Below are 18942 nucleotides of genomic sequence, written 5' to 3'. Positions count from 1 at the left end.
CTATAGCGCTGTGGCCCCACCCGATCCCATCCCGAACTCGGAAGTGAAACGCAGCTGCGCCGATGGTAGTGTGAATTCTCATGCAAGAGTAGGTCACCGCCAGGGGCTTTATCCCTCAAACGCCTTCCCATCCGGGAAGGCGTTTGTCCTTGCGTGTTTTGAAAATTTCCGCGCTGAAAATCCCCAAAAAACAGCTGTTTTTCTGCGTGGCGTGACTGCGCCCTGGCGAACGAATTGCTCGGGAGCGGAGCTCCGGCGCGGTGCTGCAGCTCTTCGAATAGACGTCCAAATGTCCATCAGGAGCAGTCGACGCACGGGTCACGCAGCCATGGCGCCAAGTTCTTGCCTGCGCCTGAATGAGCACGCGAAGTGGGATGCCGTCTGTCGCACGAATTTGCGATGATCGGACATCATCGGCATTTCGTCGATTCACCTGCTTGCGACCTTCATCAAGGCCGATTCGCTCAACGCCGAGACCATCAAATGGCAGGTGCTGCTGCACCTGGCGTTTGTGGTGTCTGCGCTGGCCTTGGCTTTCATCGATCGCATCATGCAGCCAGGCGAGAAAGCAGGCGCGCACTGACGGCCTCAAGGATCGAACTGCTAGGCTTGGCCCATCAGCCAAGCGCAGCAGGGGCCGGCAGACGTGGAAAAGCGTTACATCCTTGCCCTCGACCAGGGAACGACAAGCTCGCGGGCGATCCTGTTCGATCATTCGGGATCGGTCGTCGGCGTCGCGCAGCGCGAATTCGCCCAGATCTTTCCGCAGCCGGGCTGGGTCGAGCACAACCCGCGCGAGATTCTCACCAGCGTGCTGGTCACCGTGACCGAGTTGCTTGCGAACACGCAGGTGGATCTCGGCGAAGTGGCAGCAATCGGCATCACCAATCAGCGCGAAACCACGGTGGTATGGGACCGGGCGACCGGCCAGCCGATCCATAACGCCATCGTCTGGCAATCGCGCCAGAGCCTGGATATCTGCGAGCAGCTGAAGCAGGCAGGGCACGAACCACTCGTGCGCGAGCGCACCGGTCTGCTGATCGATGCCTATTTCTCGGCGACCAAACTCCGCTGGATCCTCGATCACGTGGAGGGTGCGCAGCAGCGCGCGGAGAAGGGCGAGCTGCTGTTTGGCACCATCGACAGCTGGCTGATCTGGAATCTCAGCGGCGGCACCACGCATGTCACCGACGTGAGCAACGCGGCCCGCACATTGCTTTACGACATTCATCGTCGCCGTTGGGACGACGATCTGCTCGCCATGCTCAATATCCCGCGCGCAATGCTGCCCGAGGTGCGATCAAGCAGTGAGGTCTACGCCCATACGGCGCCGGCCCAGTTCTTCGGTGCGAATGTGCCGATCGCGGGTGTCGCGGGCGATCAGCAGGCAGCGCTGTTCGGGCAAGCCTGCTTCAGTCCCGGCATGGCCAAGAATACTTATGGCACCGGCTGCTTCATGCTGATGAATACCGGCGAGCAGGCCGTATCGTCGACGCATGGCCTGCTCACCACCATCGCCTGGCAGCTGGGCGATCGGGTGCACTATGCGCTGGAGGGCAGCATCTTCGTGGCCGGCTCGGTGATCCAGTGGCTGCGCGACGGCCTGCGCATGCTGGGCAAGGCGTCGGACTCGCAGGCCTATGCGGAGCGTGTGGCATCGAGCGATGGCGTCTACATGGTGCCGGCCTTCGTTGGCCTCGGTGCGCCGTATTGGCGCAGCGACGTGCGCGGAGCGGTATTTGGTTTGAGCCGCGGCACCAGCAAGGAGCATTTTGTGCGCGCCGCGCTGGAATCGATGGCCTACCAGTCGCGCGACGTGCTCACGGCGATGGAAGCGGATGCGGGCATCTTGTTGAAGGAACTGCGCGCCGATGGCGGCGCCATCGCGAACGATTTCATGGCGCAGTTCCAGAGCGACATGCTCGGCGTTCCGGTGCTGCGCCCGCGCGTGCAGGAAACCACGGCGCTTGGCGCGGCCTATCTGGCGGGATTGGCCATCGGCTTCTGGCAGAGCTGCGAGGAGATCGCCAGCCTGTGGCAGGTCGATCGCCGCTTCGAACCGCTGATGCGCGAACCTGAGCGGGATGGCCTCTATCGCGGCTGGCAGGCGGCCGTGAACGCCACCATGGGATTTCGCGTGGGCTGAAAACAGACGAGGCCTCCATGGTGGAGGCCTCGCTGTTGGTTCGTACCGGAACGACGAGTGATCAGCCGATCGCGTAACCGAACTGCTCTTCGAATTCCTTGGAGAACGACGCGTAGTCGAAATGCTGGTTCTGCGTGCCCGGATGCTCCACCTTCAGCGCACCCATCAGCGAAGCCATGCGGCCCACCGTCGGCCAGTCCTTGCCCTTCATGATGCCGAAGATCAGGCCGGCGCGATAAGCGTCGCCACAGCCCGTCGGGTCGATCACCTGGCGTTCCCGGGCCGGCGGAATCTCGTGGATGGTGCCATCGGTGTAGATCTGCGAGCCGCGCGGGCCGAGCGTGACGATATAGGCCTTCACGCGCGAGGCAATCTCCTGGGCGCTCCAGCCCGTGCGCTGCTGCAGCAGCTGCGACTCGTAATCGTTGACGATCACGTAGGTGGCCTTTTCGATCATCGCGCGGAACTCGGCGCCGTCGAACAAGGGCATGGCTTGGCCCGGGTCGAAGATGAACGGCACGCCGCGCGCGGAGAATTCGTCCACGTGCTGCAGCATGGCGTCGCGGCTGTCCGGGGCCACGATGGCGAAGCTGATATCCGGGATGTCGCGCACGTGGTTGGTGTGCGCGCTCAGCATGGCGCCCGGATGGAAGGCGGTGATCTGGTTGTTGTCCAGGTCGGTGGTGATGAAGCACTGCGGCGTGAACTGGTCATCGAACACACGCACGTAATCCATGCGGATGCCGCACTTTTCCATATGGACCTGGTACGGACCAAAATCCTGGCCCACCGTGGCCACCGGCAGCGGGTCGGCGCCCAGCAGCTTCAGGTTATAAGCGATATTGCCCGCGCAACCGCCGAATTCGCGGCGCATGCGCGGCACCAGGAACGACACGTTCAGGATGTGAACCTGGTCGGGCAGGATGTGATTCTTGAACTGATCCTGGAACACCATGATGGTGTCGTAGGCAAGCGATCCACAAATGACGGCTGACATGATGCGAGGATGATCCCTGGCAGATGAAGTGGCAGTCCGGGCGGCGCTTGCGCCTGCCTGGCCCAAAGTTCCCGATCATACCGGGAACTTGACTCAACGGCGATGCTCTCGTGAGCGATTTCCTTCGAGACCGCCTCCGCAAAGTCAGACAAAAGCTACGTAAAAGTCGCATATCACAGCGTAAACAAAGGCTTTCTTAACGAGAATGTCCTTGCGGTCCTGATGCATGCTGACTAGACTGGCCCGCTTACTTTTTAGCCACAGCCGGACCACGGCGGACCCATGTTCAAGAAGTTTCGCGGCTTTTTTTCCAACGATATTTCGATCGACCTAGGCACGGCCAACACCCTTATTTACGTAAGGGGACAGGGCATCGTCCTGAACGAACCATCGGTGGTCGCGATCCGTCAGGACCGTGGCCCGGGTGGTCCGCGCGCGGTCGCCGCCGTCGGCAGCGACGCCAAGAAGATGCTGGGTCGAACCCCGGGCAACATCGCCACGGTGCGTCCGATGAAGGATGGCGTGATCGCCAACTTCTCGATGACCGAGGCCATGCTGCAGCATTTCATCAAGCAGGTTCACAAATCGCGCATGCTCCGTCCGAGCCCGCGCGTGCTGGTCTGCGTGCCCTGCGGCTCTACCCAGGTGGAGCGTCGCGCCATCAAGGAGTCGGCCGAAGGCGCCGGTGCCCGCGACGTGTTCCTGATCGAAGAGCCCATGGCGGCTGCGATCGGCGCCGGCATTCCGGTGCATGAGGCGCGCGGCTCGATGGTGCTGGACATCGGTGGCGGCACCTCCGAAGTGGCGGTGATCTCGCTCAACGGCATCGTCTACTCGCAGTCCGTGCGCGTGGGCGGCGACCGTTTCGACGAGGCCATCATCAACTACGTGCGCCGCAACCACGGCACGCTGATCGGTGAGTCCACGGCCGAGCGCATCAAGCTGGAAATCGGCTGCGCGTTCCCGCAGACGCATGTGAAGGAAATCGAGATCTCGGGCCGTAACCTGGCCGAGGGCGTGCCGCGCATGTTCACGATCAACTCCAACGAGGTGCTGGAAGCGCTGCACGAGCCGCTGTCGGGCATCGTGGCGGCGGTGAAGTCGGCCCTCGAGCAGACCCCGCCGGAACTGTGCTCCGACGTGGCCGAGCGCGGCATCGTGCTCACCGGTGGTGGCGCACTGCTGCGCGATCTGGATCGCCTGATCTCCGAGGAAACCGGCCTGCACGTGCAGGTGGCCGATGAGCCGCTGACCTGCGTGGCCCGTGGCGGTGGCAAGGCGCTGGAGCTGATCGATCAGCACGGCAGCGACTTCTTCGCTCCCGAGTAACCCACACGACAGGGGCGGGTTAGGCCATGGCGCTTGCGCGCGAGGAATCCTCGCCCCTGTTTGCCGGTACCGTCGCCGGTACCCTCAGGCTCATTCTCTATTTAGCGCTGGCCATGGTGCTGATGGTGCTCGACCATCGCAACGGCTGGATCTGGCGCCTGCGCTATGCCACTTCGGTGCTGGTCGAGCCGGTGTACCGGCTGGCCAGCCTGCCGGCGTCCGGCATGCATACGCTCAGCGTGGCCTTTTCCGACCGCAAGATGCTGACCGAGCAGAACCAGCGCCTGCGCGAAGACCTGCTGCTGGCCAACGCCAAGCTCAACCGCATGGCGGCCGTGGCCGAGCAGAACGAGCGCCTCAAGCAATTGCTCGATACCCAGCACAGTCTTGATCTCAACGTGCAGCTGGCCCGCGTGATCAACGTGGACCTGGGCGCCTATCGCCACCGCATGCTGGTCAACGTGGGCTCGCATGACGGGGTGAAGGCGGGCCAGGTAGTGATCGACGCCCACGGCGTGATGGGGCAAGTGGTCGAAGTGATGCCGCGCACCTCGCTGGTGATGCTGGTGACCGATCCCGACCACGCCATTCCCGTGGTGATCGAGCGCACGGGCCTGCGCACTGTGGCTTACGGTACGCGCGATGGCGATCTGTTGAGCCTGCCGAATATTTCGATGGCGTCGGACGTGCACCCGGGCGACAAGCTGCTCTCGTCCGGCCTGGGCGGCCGTTTTCCGCCAGGCTTCCCGGTGGGCGAAATCCGCAGCGTGGAACCGGCGGCATCGGGCCTGTTCCTGGAAGGCCGCGCGCGTCCTGCGGCGGATCTGGATCGCAGCGACAACGTGTTGATCCTGCACGATCTTGCCGAGCCCGCCGGACCGCCGGCACCCGCGGCAGAAGTCGGCCCGCCGGCTGACTTGGCTCCCGCACCGGCACCCGCTGCCAGTGCGGCGCCGCCGCCGCGTGCCAGCACCACGCCGGCGCAGACGCCGCCTTCAACGACGAACCCGCCGGTGCAGCCATGAGCAAACCACGCGTCAGTCTGCTGTGGTTCGTCGGCACCCTGGTGTTCGCCGTGCTCTCCATGCTGATTCCGCTGCCGGCGCCGCTGCAGCCGTTCAAGCCGTATTGGCCGGCCTTGTTCCTGCTGTACTGGGCGCTGGAGTCGGGCGACCGCGTGACGCTGGGCATGGCCTTCATCATCGGCCTGTGCGCGGACCTGCTCGATGGCGTACTGCTGGGTGAGCAGGCCATGCGCTTGTGCGCGCTGGTGTTCATCGCGCTGCGCTTCCGTTCGCGCCTGCGTTTCTTCCCGATGTGGCAGCAGACCCTGGCCGTGCTGGCCTTGTTGCTGAACGACCGCATCTTGCTGCTGATCGTGCGCACGTTTGCAGGTGACGCATTGCCGCCGGCGACGTGGTGGATTTCGCCGTTTGTGGGCGCAGCGTTGTGGCCGTTCCTGTTCCTGCTCATGGACGACCTGCGCATGCGCTTGCGCATCCAGTAGCGCCATGGCCATACGGCGACGCTCCATCAAGGACACGCGTGGCGAAGCCGCGCTGTTCCGCGTGCGCGCGATGGTCGGCTTTGCGCTGATTCTTATCGGGCTTGGCACGCTGGTCGCGCGCTATCAGTACCTGCAGGTGCAGCGTCACGATGAATTCGCGCTGCGCTCGGAAAACAATCGCGTGAAGCCGCGCGCGATTCCGCCGGCGCGTGGCCTGATCTTTGATCGCTCCGGCGTGCTGCTGGCCGACAACGTGCCGGCGTTCCGCCTGGAAGTAGTGCCGGAGCAGGTGAAGGACTTGCCGGCCATGCTGGCCGCCGTGCGCGAGGTCATACCGCTGGACGACGGCGACATCGACGCCTTCAAGAAGCAGCTCAAGCAGAATCGTCGCTTTGACAGCGTGCCGCTGAAACTGCATCTCACCGAAGACGACATTGCCCGTTTCGCCATCAATCGCTGGCGTTTTCCAGGCCTGGACGTGGTGCCTTATTTGACCCGTCGCTACCCGTACGGTCCGTTGTTCGCGCATGTGGTGGGGTATGTGAGCCGCATCGACGCCGATGACATGAACCGGCTTGATCCGGATCGCTACAAAGGTACGAGCCACGTGGGCCGCAGCGGCCTGGAGCGTTCCTACGAGGACATGTTGCACGGCGAGCCCGGTTACGAGTTGGTCGAAGTGAACGCCGACGGCCGCGTGCAGCGTGTACTGGAAACCCACGCACCCACGCCGGGCAAGAATCTTTACCTCAGCATCGATATGCGTGTGCAGAAGGCCGCCAATGACGCCTTCCAGGGTCGGCCGGGTTCGTCGGTGGCGATCGATCCGCGCAATGGCCAGGTGCTGGCGATGGTCAGCGTGCCGAGCTATGACCCGAACCTCTTCGTCAACGGCATCAGCAAGGCCGACTACACCGGCTACATGAATGCCGAAGACAAGCCGCTGCTCAATCGTGCGCTCAAGAGTGCGTACCCGCCGGGTTCGACGGTGAAGCCGTTCCTGGCGTTGGGTGGTCTAGAGCTCGGTGTTCGTCGTCCCGAGGACACGGTGTTGTCGACGGGTGAGTTCTGTATACCGGGGCAGCAGCGTTGTTATCGCGATGACACACGTGGCGGCGATGGCACCGTGAATATGGTGCGCGCCATTCAGAAGTCGACCAACACCTATTTCTATCGCCTCGCTCTGGACATGGGCATTGATCGCCTGGCCGGCTGGATGGGCAGTCTTGGCTTCGGCAAGAAGACGGGCATCGATCTGCTGGGTGAATCCGAAGGCATTCTGCCGTCGCGCGAGTGGAAGGCGACGCGCAGCAAGTTTCCATGGTTCCAAGGCGAAACCATCATTGCCGGCATTGGCCAGGGTTACTGGACCGTCACCGCGCTGCAGCTTGCGCACGCCACGGCAACATTCGCCGGTCATGGCACGCCATACGCGCCGCGCCTGGTCATGGCGACCTCTGCCGTGAAGGAGCGTCCTGTGCCTTTGCCGAATCCGCCTTCCGGTCCGTCGCTCATCCACAAACCGCACGACTGGGACGTCGTGAATCAGGGCATGTTGGCGGTGGTCAACGAAGCCGGCGGTACGGCCAAGGGACAGTTCACTGGCTTTCCTTATTTGGTGGCGGGCAAGAGCGGCACGGCGGAACGCTTTTCTCGTCGCAGCAATGACTACGACACCAACAAGAATTTGGCGTATCTGGCGACACGTCACCGTGCTTGGTTCATCGGCTATACGCCGGCAGAAGCACCGCGCATCGCTGTGGTGGCCATGCTGGAATCGGGCGCCTGGGGCGCTTCCGATGCTGGCCCCATCGTGCGCAAGGTGATGGAGGCATGGCTTGCCTCCACAGGTGGCCCTGTGCCGCCGTCGAATACGCCAGAAGGTGGCCCGGCCCCGCCGTCGAGCGCAGCGGAACTACCTGAAGACACGCCGGTAGCCACGCCTGCCGACCTGTCCGCCATGCCCGCCGAAAGCAGCAGCTCGGCGACGCCCGACGACGGAGGCAACCCGTGATCGACGAATTGCAGGTAAGCCTGGTGAACCTCGTGCGCCGCGTGATGAAGCGGCCGCGCATGGACATCCCGCTCGCCCTGGGCCTGATCACGCTGGCCGGCGTGGGACTCGTCACGCTGTACAGCGCCAGTGGCGGCAATATGGCGATGATCGGCGGGCAGGCGGCGCGCTTTGCCATGGGCGGTGTGCTGGTGATGCTGATCTCGCGCATTCCGCCGCAGACCTTGCGCACGTGGACGCCGTGGCTGTTCGCCGGCAGCGTGTTCCTGCTGCTGGTGGTCGCCGGCATCGGCGAGGTCCGCAGCGGATCCAAGCGCTGGCTCAACCTGGGCATCATGTCGTTCCAGCCGTCCGAATTGCTCAAGCTCACCATGCCGATGATGGTGGCCTGGTACCTGCATCCGCGGCAGCTGCCGCCGAGCTGGAAGGACATCGTGGTGGTCGGCATCCTGATCGCGATCCCGGCCGGATTGATTGCGGAACAGCCCGATCTCGGCACCGCCTTGCTGGTGTCGGCCGCCGGCGCGTTCGCGCTGTTCCTGTCGGGCATGCGCTGGTGGAAGATCGGCAGCCTGCTGGCTGTGGTCGGCGGCATGATTCCAGTGGCCTGGCATTTCCTGCACGAATACCAGCGCAATCGCGTACGCACGCTGCTCGATCCCGAGTCCGATCCGCTCGGCAACGGCTGGCACATCATCCAGTCGCAGATTGCGGTGGGTTCGGGCGGCGTGGTCGGCAAGGGCTGGCAGCACGGCACGCAGTCGCGCCTGGATTTTCTGCCCGAACACACCACCGACTTCATCTTCGCCGTGTTCTCCGAGGAGTTTGGACTGGTTGGCGTGATCGGCGTGATGCTGCTGTATGCCTTCATCATCGGCCGCTGCCTGTGGATTGCGATGGAAGCGCGCGACACCTATTCGCGGCTGCTGGCCGGCGCCATCGGCATGAGCTTCTTCGTGTATGTGTTCGTCAACGGCGGCATGGTGGCCGGCATGTTGCCGGTGGTGGGTGTGCCGATGCCGCTGATCAGTTACGGCGGTACGTCGGCGGTGTCGCTGCTGACGGGCTTTGGCGTGCTGATGTCGATTTATGCGAATCGGAAGATTCATCGGTAGAGGCACAACCAGTCGCGCACAGGGTGCGCTCCCACAGTATGGGTCCCCTTTGTGGGAGCGCACCCTGTGCGCGACCGGTTGTCGCGAAAACGCCTGTTTTCTCCGCATCGCATGCTAGGCTTCGTCCGTAGCCGTTTTCGACAGCGAAGTCATACATGCCCTCGATTCCCGCGTCGCTCCCGACTCGTCGCCTTATCGCCACGCTGGGCCTGTTTTTCGCCGCGGCATGCACGCCGGTCTTCGCGCAAACCCATCCTGGTCAGGATCAGCTGGTCAGCGAAGTCGCCCGCGATACGGGCAAGAGCAGCGCCTCGCTCAATGCCTTGCTGGATGGCGCGAAAAAGCAGCAGAGCATCCTCGATGCGATCAGCCGTCCGGCCGAAGCCAAGCCGTGGAAAGATTACCGGCCGATCTTCCTCACGCCCCAGCGCATCAACGACGGCATCGCGTTCTATCGCGAGCATCGCGCCCTGCTGGACAGTATCGGCAAGCAGTATGGCGTGCCGCCCGAGTACATCGTGGCGATCGTCGGCGTGGAAACCTCGTACGGCCGCATCACCGGCAAATACAAGGTGCTCGATGCGCTGGTGACGCTGGGGCTGTATTACCCGCCGCGTGCCACGTATTTCCGCCAGCAGCTGAAGGTGCTGCTGGAATTGCCGGAGAACCACCTGGCCGGTCCCGTCGATACGCTTACCGGATCGTACGCGGGCGCGCAGGGCTGGGGGCAGTTCATGCCCGAAAGCATCCGCGACTTCGGCGTGGACGCCGATGGCGATGGCCGCATCGATCTGAAGAACTCGCTGCCCGATATCTTCGCCAGCGTCGCCAATTACTTCGCCAAGCACGGCTGGCAGACCGGTGGCCTGGTGGCCGCGCCTGCCCGGGCCGATGGCGCCGCCAAGCCCATAGCCGTCAAGGACTCCAAACCGCAATGGCCGCTCGAGCAGCTCGAAGCGTGGGGCTACGCGCCCGTGCAGTCGCTCAATCCTGGGCAGCCCACCAGCCTGCAGTCGCTGCAGGGCGCGGATGGCATGGAGTACTGGTACACCTTCCAGAATTTCTACGTGATCACCACCTACAACCGCAGTCCGCTCTACGCGCTGGCGGTGCACCAGCTGGCGCAGGCGATTGCCGAGGGGGCCAACGGCCAGGGGAACACCGGGATGGATGCCACGCAATGACCTGGCGGCTTGCGCTGCCACTTCTGTTGATGGCGCTGCTGGCCGGTTGCAGTGGCGGCAAAACCCGTCCCTCTTCGAGTCAAGCCGGCGGGTCGTCGCGTGGGCCTTACTCGTCGGGTAGCAGCGGCGGCTCGTCCTCGTCGTCGCGCGGCGGCGTCAATGACGACACCAGCCGCCCGCAGAGCAGCCGTTATCGCGACGACACCGACAGCGTGCCCCAAGGCCCGCCGCCGGAAGTGATCGCCAAGCTGCCCGAGCCCGTACCGAAAGTGGAGCCGCGCGCCCTGTACGGCAACAAGTCGCCATACACCGTGCTTGGCCAGAGCTACAACGTGCTGGCTTCGCCCAACGGCTATGTGGAGCGTGGCATTGCCTCGTTCTACGGCAACAAATTCCACGGGTACAAGACCTCGAGTCTCGAGGACTACGACATGTACCAGTTCAGCGCTGCGCACAAGACGCTGCCGATCCCCAGCTATGCGCGCGTGACGAATCTGGAGAACGGCAAGAGCGTGATCGTGCGCATCAACGATCGCGGCCCGTTCCACGAGAACCGCGTGATCGATCTGTCCTATGCGGCTGCTGTGCGCATCGGCGTATGGCCCAAGGGCACGGGGCTGGTGGAAGTGCGCGCGATCGATCCCTCGCAGCCGCTGACCGCCCAGGCCTTGCCGCCGCCACCGCCGCCGCCCAAACCTGCCAGCCCCGGGCCAGGTATTTTTCTGCAGGTGGGCGCATTCTCCGACGTGGTCAACGCCGAGCGCGTCGCGCAGCAGCTGCGATCGGCGAATTTTGCGCCGGTACAGGTGGTGGATGCGCAAATCAACGGCCGCAGTATCCGCCGCGTGCGGGTCGGCCCGCTCGCCAGCGTCGACCAGGCCGACGATGTGACCACGCGAATCGAAGGCATGGGGCTGCCCCGGCCGCAGGTCGCGGTAGACTGACGTATTGAAATTCTTGCGGCGCTTCGGCGTCGCGATAGCCATTGGACCGAATCGAACGATGAACCTGATCCGCCGTACCCTCTCCTCGCTTGCCGTGGCCGCCCTGGTCGTTGGCACGGCCGTTGCCCAGCAGACCCCGCCCAAGCCCGTCCCGGTGCCGCGCCCGGTGATGCCTGAGGCCCCGGTGCCTCCGCCGCCGGATGTGGATGGCAAGAGCTGGGTGCTGATGGATTACGCCACTGGCCAGGTGCTCGCCTCGAAGGAGCCGGACCTGCGCGTGGAGCCGGCCTCGATCACCAAGATCATGACCGACTATGTGGTGTCTGCCGAAGTCGCCAACGGCAAGGTCCACATGAACGACCCGGTCACCATCAGCGAGAACGCGTGGCGCGGCGGCGGTGCGGGCACCGACGGCTCCACCAGCTTCCTCAAGCTCAACAGCCAGGTGCCGCTGAAGGACCTGCTGTACGGCCTGATCATCCAGTCCGGCAACGACGCCGCCATTGCGCTGGCCGAACACACGGCCGGGTCGGAACAGGCGTTCTCCGGCCTGATGAACGGTTATGCCAAGCAGCTGGGCATGACCAACACGAACTTCCAGAATGCTTCGGGTTATCCGATCGCCAACCATTACTCGACGGCACGCGATATCGCGATTCTTTCGCGCGCGCTGATCCACGACTTCCCCGAGGACTATGCGATCTCGGCGATCAAGGATTTCGAGTGGAACGGCATCAAGCAGCACAACCGCAACCTGCTGCTGTGGCGTGACCCGACCGTCGATGGCATCAAGACCGGCCACACGGCTGCCGCGGGTTTCTGCCTCGCCGCCTCGGCCAAGCAGGGCGATTCGCGCATGATCGCCATCGTGATGGGCTCGACCAACGAGAAGACCCGTGCAGACGCGGCCATGGCGCTGCTCAGCTACGGTTTCCGTTTCTATGAGACGCACAAGCTGTATGACGGCGGCAAGCCGCTGGCCACGCCGCGTCTGTGGAAGGGGCAGTCCAACCAGCTGCCGCTGGGCGTGAGCGACAACGTGCTGGTCACCGTCAAGCGCGGCGACTACGACAAGCTGCAGGCCACGCTGGACGTGCCGGCGACGCTGGTGGCACCGTTCACCAAGGGCCAGCAGGTCGGTACGCTGCGCGTCACGCTCGATGGCCAGCCGGTGCAGAACGTGCCCCTGGTGGCGCTGGCCGATGCACCGCAGGCCGGCTTCTTCGGCCGCCTGTGGGACAGCATCATGCTGTGGTTCCATAGCGACAAGAAGCCTGACGAAAAGAAGTGAGGGAGGTGGCACTGATGCGCGATATCGACTCCATCGAGGCCCAAGAGGGCCAGGGCTTCCAGTTCCCCGGCGAATTCGAGATCACCGCCATGGGCAACGCCAGTGCGGATCTGCAGGCCCGCGTGCCGCAGATCCTCGAAGGCATCGGCGTGCACGTGCTGCATGAGACGGTCAAGCACCGTCACTCGCGCGAGGGCAACTTCATCTCGGTGACGGTGAGCTTCCGCGCCGAGTCGCGCGAGCAGTACGACGAGGCGCACGCCTCGCTGCGGGCCGATCCGGATATCCGTTACACGCTGTAACGCCGGTTCGAGACGCCCAAGCCTGGCGGGCCGCCACGCCCGCCGGCTTTCAGTGACTTCCAGCCCTTGCAAGGGTGGTCTCACGACCGCAGATAATCACTTCCGTCCCCAGGCCATTCCCCATGTCCCTGCCGCTCAAAGTTCGTCGTCTCGGTCGCCAGCCCTACGAGGCGACCTGGGAGGCGATGAGCCAATTCACCAACAACCGGGGGCCTGACACCCCGGACGAACTGTGGCTGCTGGAACACGATCCGGTGTTCACGCTCGGCCAGGCCGGCAAGACCGAACACGTGCTGGCACCGGGCGATATCCCGGTCATCCATGTGGATCGCGGCGGCCAGGTGACTTATCACGGCCCGGGCCAGATCGTGGCTTATCCGATGATCGACCTTCGTCGCGTCGGGGTCAGCGTGCGCGAGCTGGTCAACAAGATCGAGCAGGCCATCATCGACACCATGGGCCACTGGAACATCGGCGCCGAGCGCCTCGAAGGTGCTCCGGGCGTCTACGTGGCAGGCGCCAAGGTGGCGGCGCTGGGCCTGCGCGTGCGGCGGGGCTGCAGCTTCCACGGCCTGGCCTTCAACGTGAACATGGATCTTGAGCCGTATCACCGCATCAATCCGTGCGGTTACAAGGACTTGGCGGTCACGCAAGTGCTAGACTTGGGTGGTCCGTCGCGCCTTTCGGACGTCGAGGACGCCCTGGTGGAGGAGTTCTGCCACCAGTTCGGATTCGTCGCCGAGGCGGCGCCCCCCATACTCCCTGAACTACCCGCTCGCGTAGCGGTCTGAGCTGGCCTACATGAGCGAAATCTCCACTTCCAAAGTTATCCCGATCAGCGTTGTCGGCACCACCGGTGTCGAGAAGCAATTGGGCAACGACAAGATCGGGCTCAACCGCGCCGGCTTCGACACGACCGTGCCGACGCTGCGCAAGCCGAGCTGGATCCGCGTGCGCCTGCCGCAGGGCAACGCCGTGCAGCAGCTGAAATCGCGCCTGCGCGAGAACTCGCTGGTGACAGTGTGCGAGGAAGCCTCGTGCCCGAACATCCACGAGTGCTTCAGCAAGGGCACCGCCACCTTCATGATCCTCGGCGAGGTCTGCACCCGCCGTTGCTCGTTCTGCGACGTGGCGCATGGCCGTCCGGCCGCACCCGATCCGCTGGAACCGGCGCGCCTGGCCGAGACCATCCGCGACATGCGCCTGAAGTACGTGGTGATCACCTCGGTGGATCGCGACGACCTGCGCGACGGCGGCGCCGAGCATTTCGCCGCGTGCATCCGCGCGACGCGTCATGCGGCGCCGGACATCAAGATCGAAATCCTCACGCCCGACTTCCGCGGCAAGGGCCGCATGGAGCGCGCGCTGGAAGTGCTGAAGGACTTCCCGCCGGACGTGTTCAACCACAACCTGGAAACCGTGCCGCACCTCTATCGCGAAGTGCGTCCGGGCGCGGACTACCAGTGGTCGCTGGACCTGCTCAAGCGCTTCAAGGCGCAGCATCCGGAGGTGCCGACCAAGTCCGGCATCATGCTGGGCCTGGGCGAGACGATGGAGCAGGTGCTGGAGACCATGCGTGATCTGCGTGCGCACGATGTGGACATGATCACCATCGGCCAGTACCTGCAGCCCACGCCGCATCACCACCCGGTGGTCCGTTACTGGACGCCGGATGAGTTCAACGAACTGCGCGAAGCCGGCGAAGCGATGGGTTTCCATCACGTCGCGTCCGGTCCGCTGGTGCGTTCGTCCTACCACGCTGACCTGCAGGCTCACGCCGCAGGTGTCACCGAGCACGCCTGAGAGCTTCCCGAGACCCTATGAAACTGCGCCCCTCGCTTGCCCTGTTGCTTGCCCTTGCCGTCACCGGCGTCGGTGTCCACGCGCAGTCCGCTGCCGATCTCGCCGGTGACAACGCGCCGCGCAAGTTCTCCACGCTGCCGCTCAAGCCTTCCGTCACGCAGGCACAGGCGGCGCAGCTTTCCGCCCGCTTCCTCACGCGCTTCCATTACGACGCGAAGCCGCTCGACGATGCGATGTCGCAGAAGATCTACAAGGCCTATGTCGACAGCCTCGACGGCGAGAAGGTGTTCTTCACCCAGGCCGACCTGGCCAAGTTCGCGCCGCTGAAAACGCAGATGGACGATGCCATCTGGAACCAGGACCTGACCGGTCCGTTCTCGATGTTCAACCTGTACATCACGCGTGCGATCGAGCGCATGACCTATGCGCGCGGCCTGCTCAAGCAGGGCTTCGACCTGAGCACCAACGAGAGCTACAACTACGACCGCAAGAAGGCCGAGTGGCCCAAGGACCAGGGCGAGCTCGACACCTTGTGGCGCGAGCGCACCATGAACGACTGGTTGCGCCTGAAGCTTGCCGGCAAGACCGACGACGACATCCGCAAGACGCTGGACAAGCGCTACGCCGGCTACATCGACCGCGTGAAGCAGCTCGATGGCGAGGACGCGTTCCAGTCCTTCATGAACTCCTATGCCGAGTCCACCGATCCGCACACCGATTACCTCGGCCCCCGTGCGGCGGAAAACTTCGACATCTCCATGAAGCTGTCGCTGGAAGGCATCGGCGCCGTGCTGCAGACGCGCGACGAGTACACCGCGATCCGCGAGATCGTGCCGGCCGGCCCGGCCGCCAAGTCGGGCAAGGTGCACGTGGGCGACCGCGTGGTCGCCGTCGGCGAAGGCACCAGCGGCCCGATGGTCGACGTGATCGGCTGGCGCGTGGATGACGTGGTCAAGCGCATCCGCGGCAAGAAGGACACCACCGTGCGCCTGGAGATTCTCCCGGCCGATGCGGGCGTGGACGGCAAGCACGAGCTGGTCAGCATGGTTCGCCAGAAGGTGAGCATCGAAGAGCAGGCTGCCAAGAAGAAGGTCATCGAGATCAAGGACGCCGGCGTCACGCGCAAGATCGGCGTGATCGACCTGCCGAGCTTCTATTCCGATTTCGGCGCGCGCCGCGAAGGCGACAAGGATTTCAAGAGCGCCACCCGTGACGTGGCCAAGCTGCTCGGCGAGCTCAAGGCCGAGGGCGTGGAAGGCGTGGTGATGGATCTGCGCAACAACGGCGGCGGTTCGCTGGCCGAAGCCAACGAGCTCACCGGTCTGTTCATCGACCAGGGCCCGGTGGTGCAGGTGCGCGATGCGCGCGGCGAAGTGCAGGTGCAGGGCGACGACGAGCCGGGGATGTCCTGGAGCGGTCCGATGGCCGTGCTGGTCAACCGTGGTTCGGCCTCGGCCTCGGAGATTTTTGCCGCGGCGATCCAGGACTACGGCCGTGGCCTGATCATCGGCCAGCCGACCTTCGGCAAGGGCACCGTGCAGAACCTGGTGGACCTGGACCGCTTCACCCGCAACAACAGCGAGAAGCCGCAGTTCGGCGAGCTGAAGATGACCATCCAGGAATTCTTCCGCATCAATGGCGGCTCCACCCAGCTGAAGGGCGTGACGCCGGACATCCAGTTCCCCAAGAACGGCGACGAGAAGGACTTCGGCGAGTCGACCTACGACAACGCGCTGCCGTGGACGCAGATCGCGCCGGCCGACTACAAGCCGGTTGCCGACCTCAAGGCGTACTTGAACCAGCTGCAGACCAGGCACGACGCGCGCACCGCCAAGTCGCCGGGCTGGAAGCTGATGCTCGACGAGCTGGCGCAGTACCGCAAAATGCGCGACAAGACCACCATCTCGCTCAACTTCGCCCAGCGCGAAACCGAGCGTAAGGATCTGGACGCCATCCAGGCCGATTTCCGCGCCCGCCACAAGGCGATCGACGGCAATGCGGCTGATGATGACGACACCCTGGCGGTGGACGATGGCCTCAACGCCAACGAGCGCAGCCTCAAGAGCGAACTGAAGCAGGAGAAGGACGCCAAGAAGGCAGCCGATCCGCAGCTCGACGAAACCGCGCACATCCTGTTCGACGCGGCTGGCCTGATCAAGGGCGATGCGAAGCTGGCGGCGGAAGTGCTGCCGTATGGTGGCAAGTACTCGAATATGAGTGCCACCACGGCCGCCGCGGCGCCGGGGAAGGCGCAGCCGCAGCAGGGGCCCGCGGCGCACTGACGGGTTTGAGATTGATGAAGAAAAGGCGGCCAACGGCCGCCTTTTCTTTTGGAGGTTTCAGTCGCCTCATGTCGGAAGCTCTTTGTAGGAGCGCACTTGTGCGCGACCGCAGAGCTGCGATGTACCGCTCCGTCAGGTGGTCGCGCACAAGTGCGCTCCTACAAGGGAGGTGTCCGGCCCAACGTTTGCGCGAGCCCATCTCTTGTAGGAGCGCACCTTGTGCGCTCCTACAAGGGAGACGAAGGCCGAAGCGTTCGCGCTGGCTACTTCGCCTTCTTCTCCGCCTGCTCCTTCTTCCACTGCTGGTAATCCGCGAAATGCGGCATCTCGCGCAGCAGCTTGCTGCGGGGATCGATGATCACCAGCGCGCCGGCAGGTGCGGCAATGCTGGCGTTGCCGCCATTCATGGGGACGGTCAGCAGCTTGTCGCCCACTTGCACATCGACGGGCATCGGAAACGGCTTGTCGTGCGGCACCTGCCAGTGCAGCGTGAGCATGTTGCCTTCCTGACGCGTCTCCAGCTTCGGCAGCGCGGCTTCGCGCAGATACACATCGAAGAACCAGTTGAGATCGCGGCCGCTGACCTGGTTCACGATCTCGATGTAGTCGTGCGTGGTGGCGTAGTGCGGCGTGAAATTGCCGGGCTTGGGATCGGGGCGTCCGTACACGAGCCGGCGAATACTTTCGAAAAACGCCTCGTCGCCAATCATCTGCCGCAAGGTGTGCAGCATCAGCGAGCCCTTGTTGTAGATGTCGTTGCCCGGGCCTTGCTTGGCGTTGTACACGTCCTCCTCGTACTGACTGTGGCCAGCAACGATGGGATAGGCGTTCTTCACCAGGCTGCGTTCGTTCTGCAGCATCGAGAAATACGGCATGTCGCCAAAGAGGTACTGGCCGAACAGCGGCTGCATATACGTGCCGAATCCTTCATGCAGCCACATGTCGTCCCAGTCGGCGTTGGTCAGCTGGTTGCCGAACCACTCATGCGAGAACTCGTGCTGCAGCAGCCAGTCGAAGCTGTACTCGCTGCGCGGATAGCCGTTGCCGTAGGCGTTGATGGTCTGGTGTTCCATCCCCAAGTGCGGCGTTTCCACCACGCCCATCTTCTCGTCGCCAAACGGATAGGGCCCGATCTCCCGCTCGAAGAAGTCGAGCATGCGCGGGAACTCGGCGAACAGCTGTTTGGCTTGCGCCTCATGGCCGCGCAGGTACCACATCTGCATCGGGATGGTGTTGCCGTAGCGGCTGCGGTAATCGCCTTTCAACACATCGAACGGACCGATGTTGAGCGAGAGGGCATAGGTGGTCGGATGTTTTGCGCGCCAGTGATAGGTGTGCGTGTCGCCATGCTCCTTGATGTCGACCAGCACGCCATTGCCTGGCGCGGCCAGCGCTTTTGGCACGGTGACATAGGTATCCACCAGGTCGGGTTTGCCCTGCGGATGATCGATGCACGGCCAGAACAGATCGCAGCCTTCGCCTTCTACGGCCGTGGCTATCCACGGTTGGCCGTCGTCGGTGTGGCTCCATACAAAGCCGCCGTCCCACGGCGCCTTCTTGGCTACGTGCGGTTTGCCGCCGTAGCGGATATCGATGACGACCTTCTCGCCCTTGGCGAGCGGCTTGGGCAGTGCAATGCGCAGGCGGCCATCGGGATTGCTCCACTTGTCGTTGGCCAACGCCTTGTCGTTGACGGATAGCTTCGAAATGGCGAGATGCGGATCGAGATCGAGCAGCAGGGTGTCGGTTGCTTCGCGCGCCCTGAAGCTGAGGCGCGCGTCGGCATCGATGCTCTGCTGCGCGATATCCACGGTGAAGTGCAGCTCGGCGTGATCAAAGTTCACGCGCTGCTGCTCGGCGGGCATTTGACCGCCGGAGCGTAGCGTTTGTTCGGTGAGTGGGGGCTGTTCGGATGGCTTCGCGTCTTCGGCGTGGGTGGCCGCGCAAAGCGCGAGGCAGAGAGCGAGTGTCAGAGGGCGCAGACGCGTCATGGGGAAGCCTTGTGGTGAGCTCGGCGGAGGATGCCAG

The 18942-nt window shown here is 64.0% G+C and carries 16 protein-coding genes and 1 rRNA gene; 14 read left to right on the top strand and 3 right to left on the bottom strand.

Annotated features, from left to right (window positions below; all coding sequences use genetic code 11):
* Positions 1-105 (top strand): 5S ribosomal RNA (gene rrf, locus AC1DE1_RS19015); the annotation flags it as partial.
* A gap of 10 nt (positions 106-115) precedes the next feature.
* On the opposite strand, the gene AC1DE1_RS19010 is transcribed toward rrf, so the two are convergent.
* The gene (locus AC1DE1_RS19010) at positions 116-580 is read right to left on the bottom strand and encodes a hypothetical protein (RefSeq protein ID WP_477176843.1); all 465 of its coding nucleotides are present in this window, start codon (positions 578-580) and stop codon (positions 116-118) included.
* Between the two features lie 66 nt (positions 581-646).
* On the opposite strand from AC1DE1_RS19010, the gene glpK reads away from it, so the two are divergent.
* Complete coding sequence (gene glpK / locus AC1DE1_RS19005) at positions 647-2146, top strand: glycerol kinase GlpK (protein ID WP_477176844.1); 1500 nt, start codon at positions 647-649, stop codon at positions 2144-2146.
* A 61-nt stretch (positions 2147-2207) separates the two neighbouring features.
* Here glpK and AC1DE1_RS19000 read toward each other — a convergent pair whose 3' ends face one another.
* Positions 2208-3143 (bottom strand): carbohydrate kinase family protein, encoded by a 936-nt coding sequence (locus tag AC1DE1_RS19000; protein WP_441605055.1) that lies wholly within the window; start codon positions 3141-3143, stop codon positions 2208-2210.
* A gap of 282 nt (positions 3144-3425) precedes the next feature.
* Here AC1DE1_RS19000 and AC1DE1_RS18995 point away from each other — a divergent pair, with 282 nt between their 5' ends.
* The 12 genes from AC1DE1_RS18995 (at position 3426) to AC1DE1_RS18940 (ending at position 16914) form a co-directional block, all read left to right on the top strand.
* Complete coding sequence (locus AC1DE1_RS18995) at positions 3426-4472, top strand: rod shape-determining protein (RefSeq protein ID WP_046971370.1); 1047 nt, start codon at positions 3426-3428, stop codon at positions 4470-4472.
* Between the two features lie 26 nt (positions 4473-4498).
* Positions 4499-5497 (top strand): rod shape-determining protein MreC, encoded by a 999-nt coding sequence (gene mreC / locus AC1DE1_RS18990; RefSeq protein ID WP_441605054.1) that lies wholly within the window; start codon positions 4499-4501, stop codon positions 5495-5497.
* The gene (gene mreD, locus AC1DE1_RS18985) at positions 5494-5979 is read left to right on the top strand and encodes a rod shape-determining protein MreD (RefSeq protein ID WP_441605053.1); all 486 of its coding nucleotides are present in this window, start codon (positions 5494-5496) and stop codon (positions 5977-5979) included. The genes mreC and mreD overlap by 4 nt, the downstream gene beginning before the upstream one ends.
* A gap of 4 nt (positions 5980-5983) precedes the next feature.
* A complete protein-coding gene (mrdA, locus tag AC1DE1_RS18980; protein WP_477176845.1) occupies positions 5984-7993 on the top strand; it encodes a penicillin-binding protein 2 in 2010 nt (669 codons plus the stop codon).
* A gap of 44 nt (positions 7994-8037) precedes the next feature.
* A complete protein-coding gene (rodA, locus tag AC1DE1_RS18975; RefSeq protein ID WP_441605059.1) occupies positions 8038-9108 on the top strand; it encodes a rod shape-determining protein RodA in 1071 nt (356 codons plus the stop codon).
* A 155-nt stretch (positions 9109-9263) separates the two neighbouring features.
* On the top strand, positions 9264-10292 hold the full coding sequence (gene mltB / locus AC1DE1_RS18970; protein WP_477176846.1) for a lytic murein transglycosylase B: 1029 nt from the start codon (positions 9264-9266) through the stop codon (positions 10290-10292).
* Positions 10289-11236 (top strand): septal ring lytic transglycosylase RlpA family protein, encoded by a 948-nt coding sequence (locus AC1DE1_RS18965; RefSeq protein ID WP_477176847.1) that lies wholly within the window; start codon positions 10289-10291, stop codon positions 11234-11236. Before mltB ends, AC1DE1_RS18965 begins: the two co-directional genes overlap by 4 nt.
* A gap of 58 nt (positions 11237-11294) precedes the next feature.
* Positions 11295-12527, top strand: coding sequence for a D-alanyl-D-alanine carboxypeptidase family protein (locus AC1DE1_RS18960; RefSeq protein ID WP_477176848.1), 1233 nt, complete (start codon positions 11295-11297; stop codon positions 12525-12527).
* A gap of 14 nt (positions 12528-12541) precedes the next feature.
* Positions 12542-12829 carry a YbeD family protein gene (locus AC1DE1_RS18955; RefSeq protein WP_046971362.1) on the top strand — a complete coding sequence of 96 codons (288 nt, stop codon included), beginning with the start codon at positions 12542-12544 and terminating at the stop codon, positions 12827-12829.
* A 122-nt stretch (positions 12830-12951) separates the two neighbouring features.
* Entirely contained in the window at positions 12952-13620 is a 669-nt protein-coding gene (gene lipB, locus AC1DE1_RS18950) for a lipoyl(octanoyl) transferase LipB (protein ID WP_477176849.1), read from the top strand.
* A gap of 10 nt (positions 13621-13630) precedes the next feature.
* Positions 13631-14632 (top strand): lipoyl synthase, encoded by a 1002-nt coding sequence (gene lipA / locus AC1DE1_RS18945; RefSeq protein WP_441605046.1) that lies wholly within the window; start codon positions 13631-13633, stop codon positions 14630-14632.
* A 17-nt stretch (positions 14633-14649) separates the two neighbouring features.
* Positions 14650-16914, top strand: coding sequence for a carboxy terminal-processing peptidase (locus AC1DE1_RS18940; protein ID WP_477176850.1), 2265 nt, complete (start codon positions 14650-14652; stop codon positions 16912-16914).
* Positions 16915-17177: 263 nt separating this feature from the next.
* Here AC1DE1_RS18940 and AC1DE1_RS18935 read toward each other — a convergent pair whose 3' ends face one another.
* Positions 17178-18905: a M1 family metallopeptidase gene (locus AC1DE1_RS18935; protein WP_477178804.1), complete on the bottom strand. Its 1728-nt coding sequence runs from the start codon at positions 18903-18905 to the stop codon at positions 17178-17180.
* Positions 18906-18942 lie beyond the last annotated feature (37 nt).

The sequence above is a fragment of the Dyella sp. 05T440 genome (assembly GCF_056395965.1).
Note: the sequence above shows the minus strand (reverse complement) of the source record. Positions and strands in the feature narration are given on the sequence as shown.

Excerpts from the sequence above, each read along its gene's own strand:
- mreD (WP_441605053.1), top strand. The coding sequence starts at position 5,494 with ATGAGCAAACCACGCGTCAGTCTGCTGTGGTTCGTCGGCACCCTGGTG.
- AC1DE1_RS18965 (WP_477176847.1), top strand. The coding sequence starts at position 10,289 with ATGACCTGGCGGCTTGCGCTGCCACTTCTGTTGATGGCGCTGCTGGCC.
- AC1DE1_RS18995 (WP_046971370.1), top strand. The coding sequence starts at position 3,426 with ATGTTCAAGAAGTTTCGCGGCTTTTTTTCCAACGATATTTCGATCGAC.
- mreC (WP_441605054.1), top strand. The coding sequence starts at position 4,499 with ATGGCGCTTGCGCGCGAGGAATCCTCGCCCCTGTTTGCCGGTACCGTC.
- lipB (WP_477176849.1), top strand. The coding sequence starts at position 12,952 with ATGTCCCTGCCGCTCAAAGTTCGTCGTCTCGGTCGCCAGCCCTACGAG.
- rodA (WP_441605059.1), top strand. The coding sequence starts at position 8,038 with ATGAAGCGGCCGCGCATGGACATCCCGCTCGCCCTGGGCCTGATCACG.
- lipA (WP_441605046.1), top strand. The coding sequence starts at position 13,631 with ATGAGCGAAATCTCCACTTCCAAAGTTATCCCGATCAGCGTTGTCGGC.
- mrdA (WP_477176845.1), top strand. The coding sequence starts at position 5,984 with ATGGCCATACGGCGACGCTCCATCAAGGACACGCGTGGCGAAGCCGCG.
- AC1DE1_RS18955 (WP_046971362.1), top strand. The coding sequence starts at position 12,542 with ATGCGCGATATCGACTCCATCGAGGCCCAAGAGGGCCAGGGCTTCCAG.
- AC1DE1_RS19000 (WP_441605055.1), bottom strand. The coding sequence starts at position 3,143 with ATGTCAGCCGTCATTTGTGGATCGCTTGCCTACGACACCATCATGGTG.
- AC1DE1_RS18940 (WP_477176850.1), top strand. The coding sequence starts at position 14,650 with ATGAAACTGCGCCCCTCGCTTGCCCTGTTGCTTGCCCTTGCCGTCACC.
- AC1DE1_RS18935 (WP_477178804.1), bottom strand. The coding sequence starts at position 18,905 with ATGACGCGTCTGCGCCCTCTGACACTCGCTCTCTGCCTCGCGCTTTGC.
- mltB (WP_477176846.1), top strand. The coding sequence starts at position 9,264 with ATGCCCTCGATTCCCGCGTCGCTCCCGACTCGTCGCCTTATCGCCACG.
- AC1DE1_RS18960 (WP_477176848.1), top strand. The coding sequence starts at position 11,295 with ATGAACCTGATCCGCCGTACCCTCTCCTCGCTTGCCGTGGCCGCCCTG.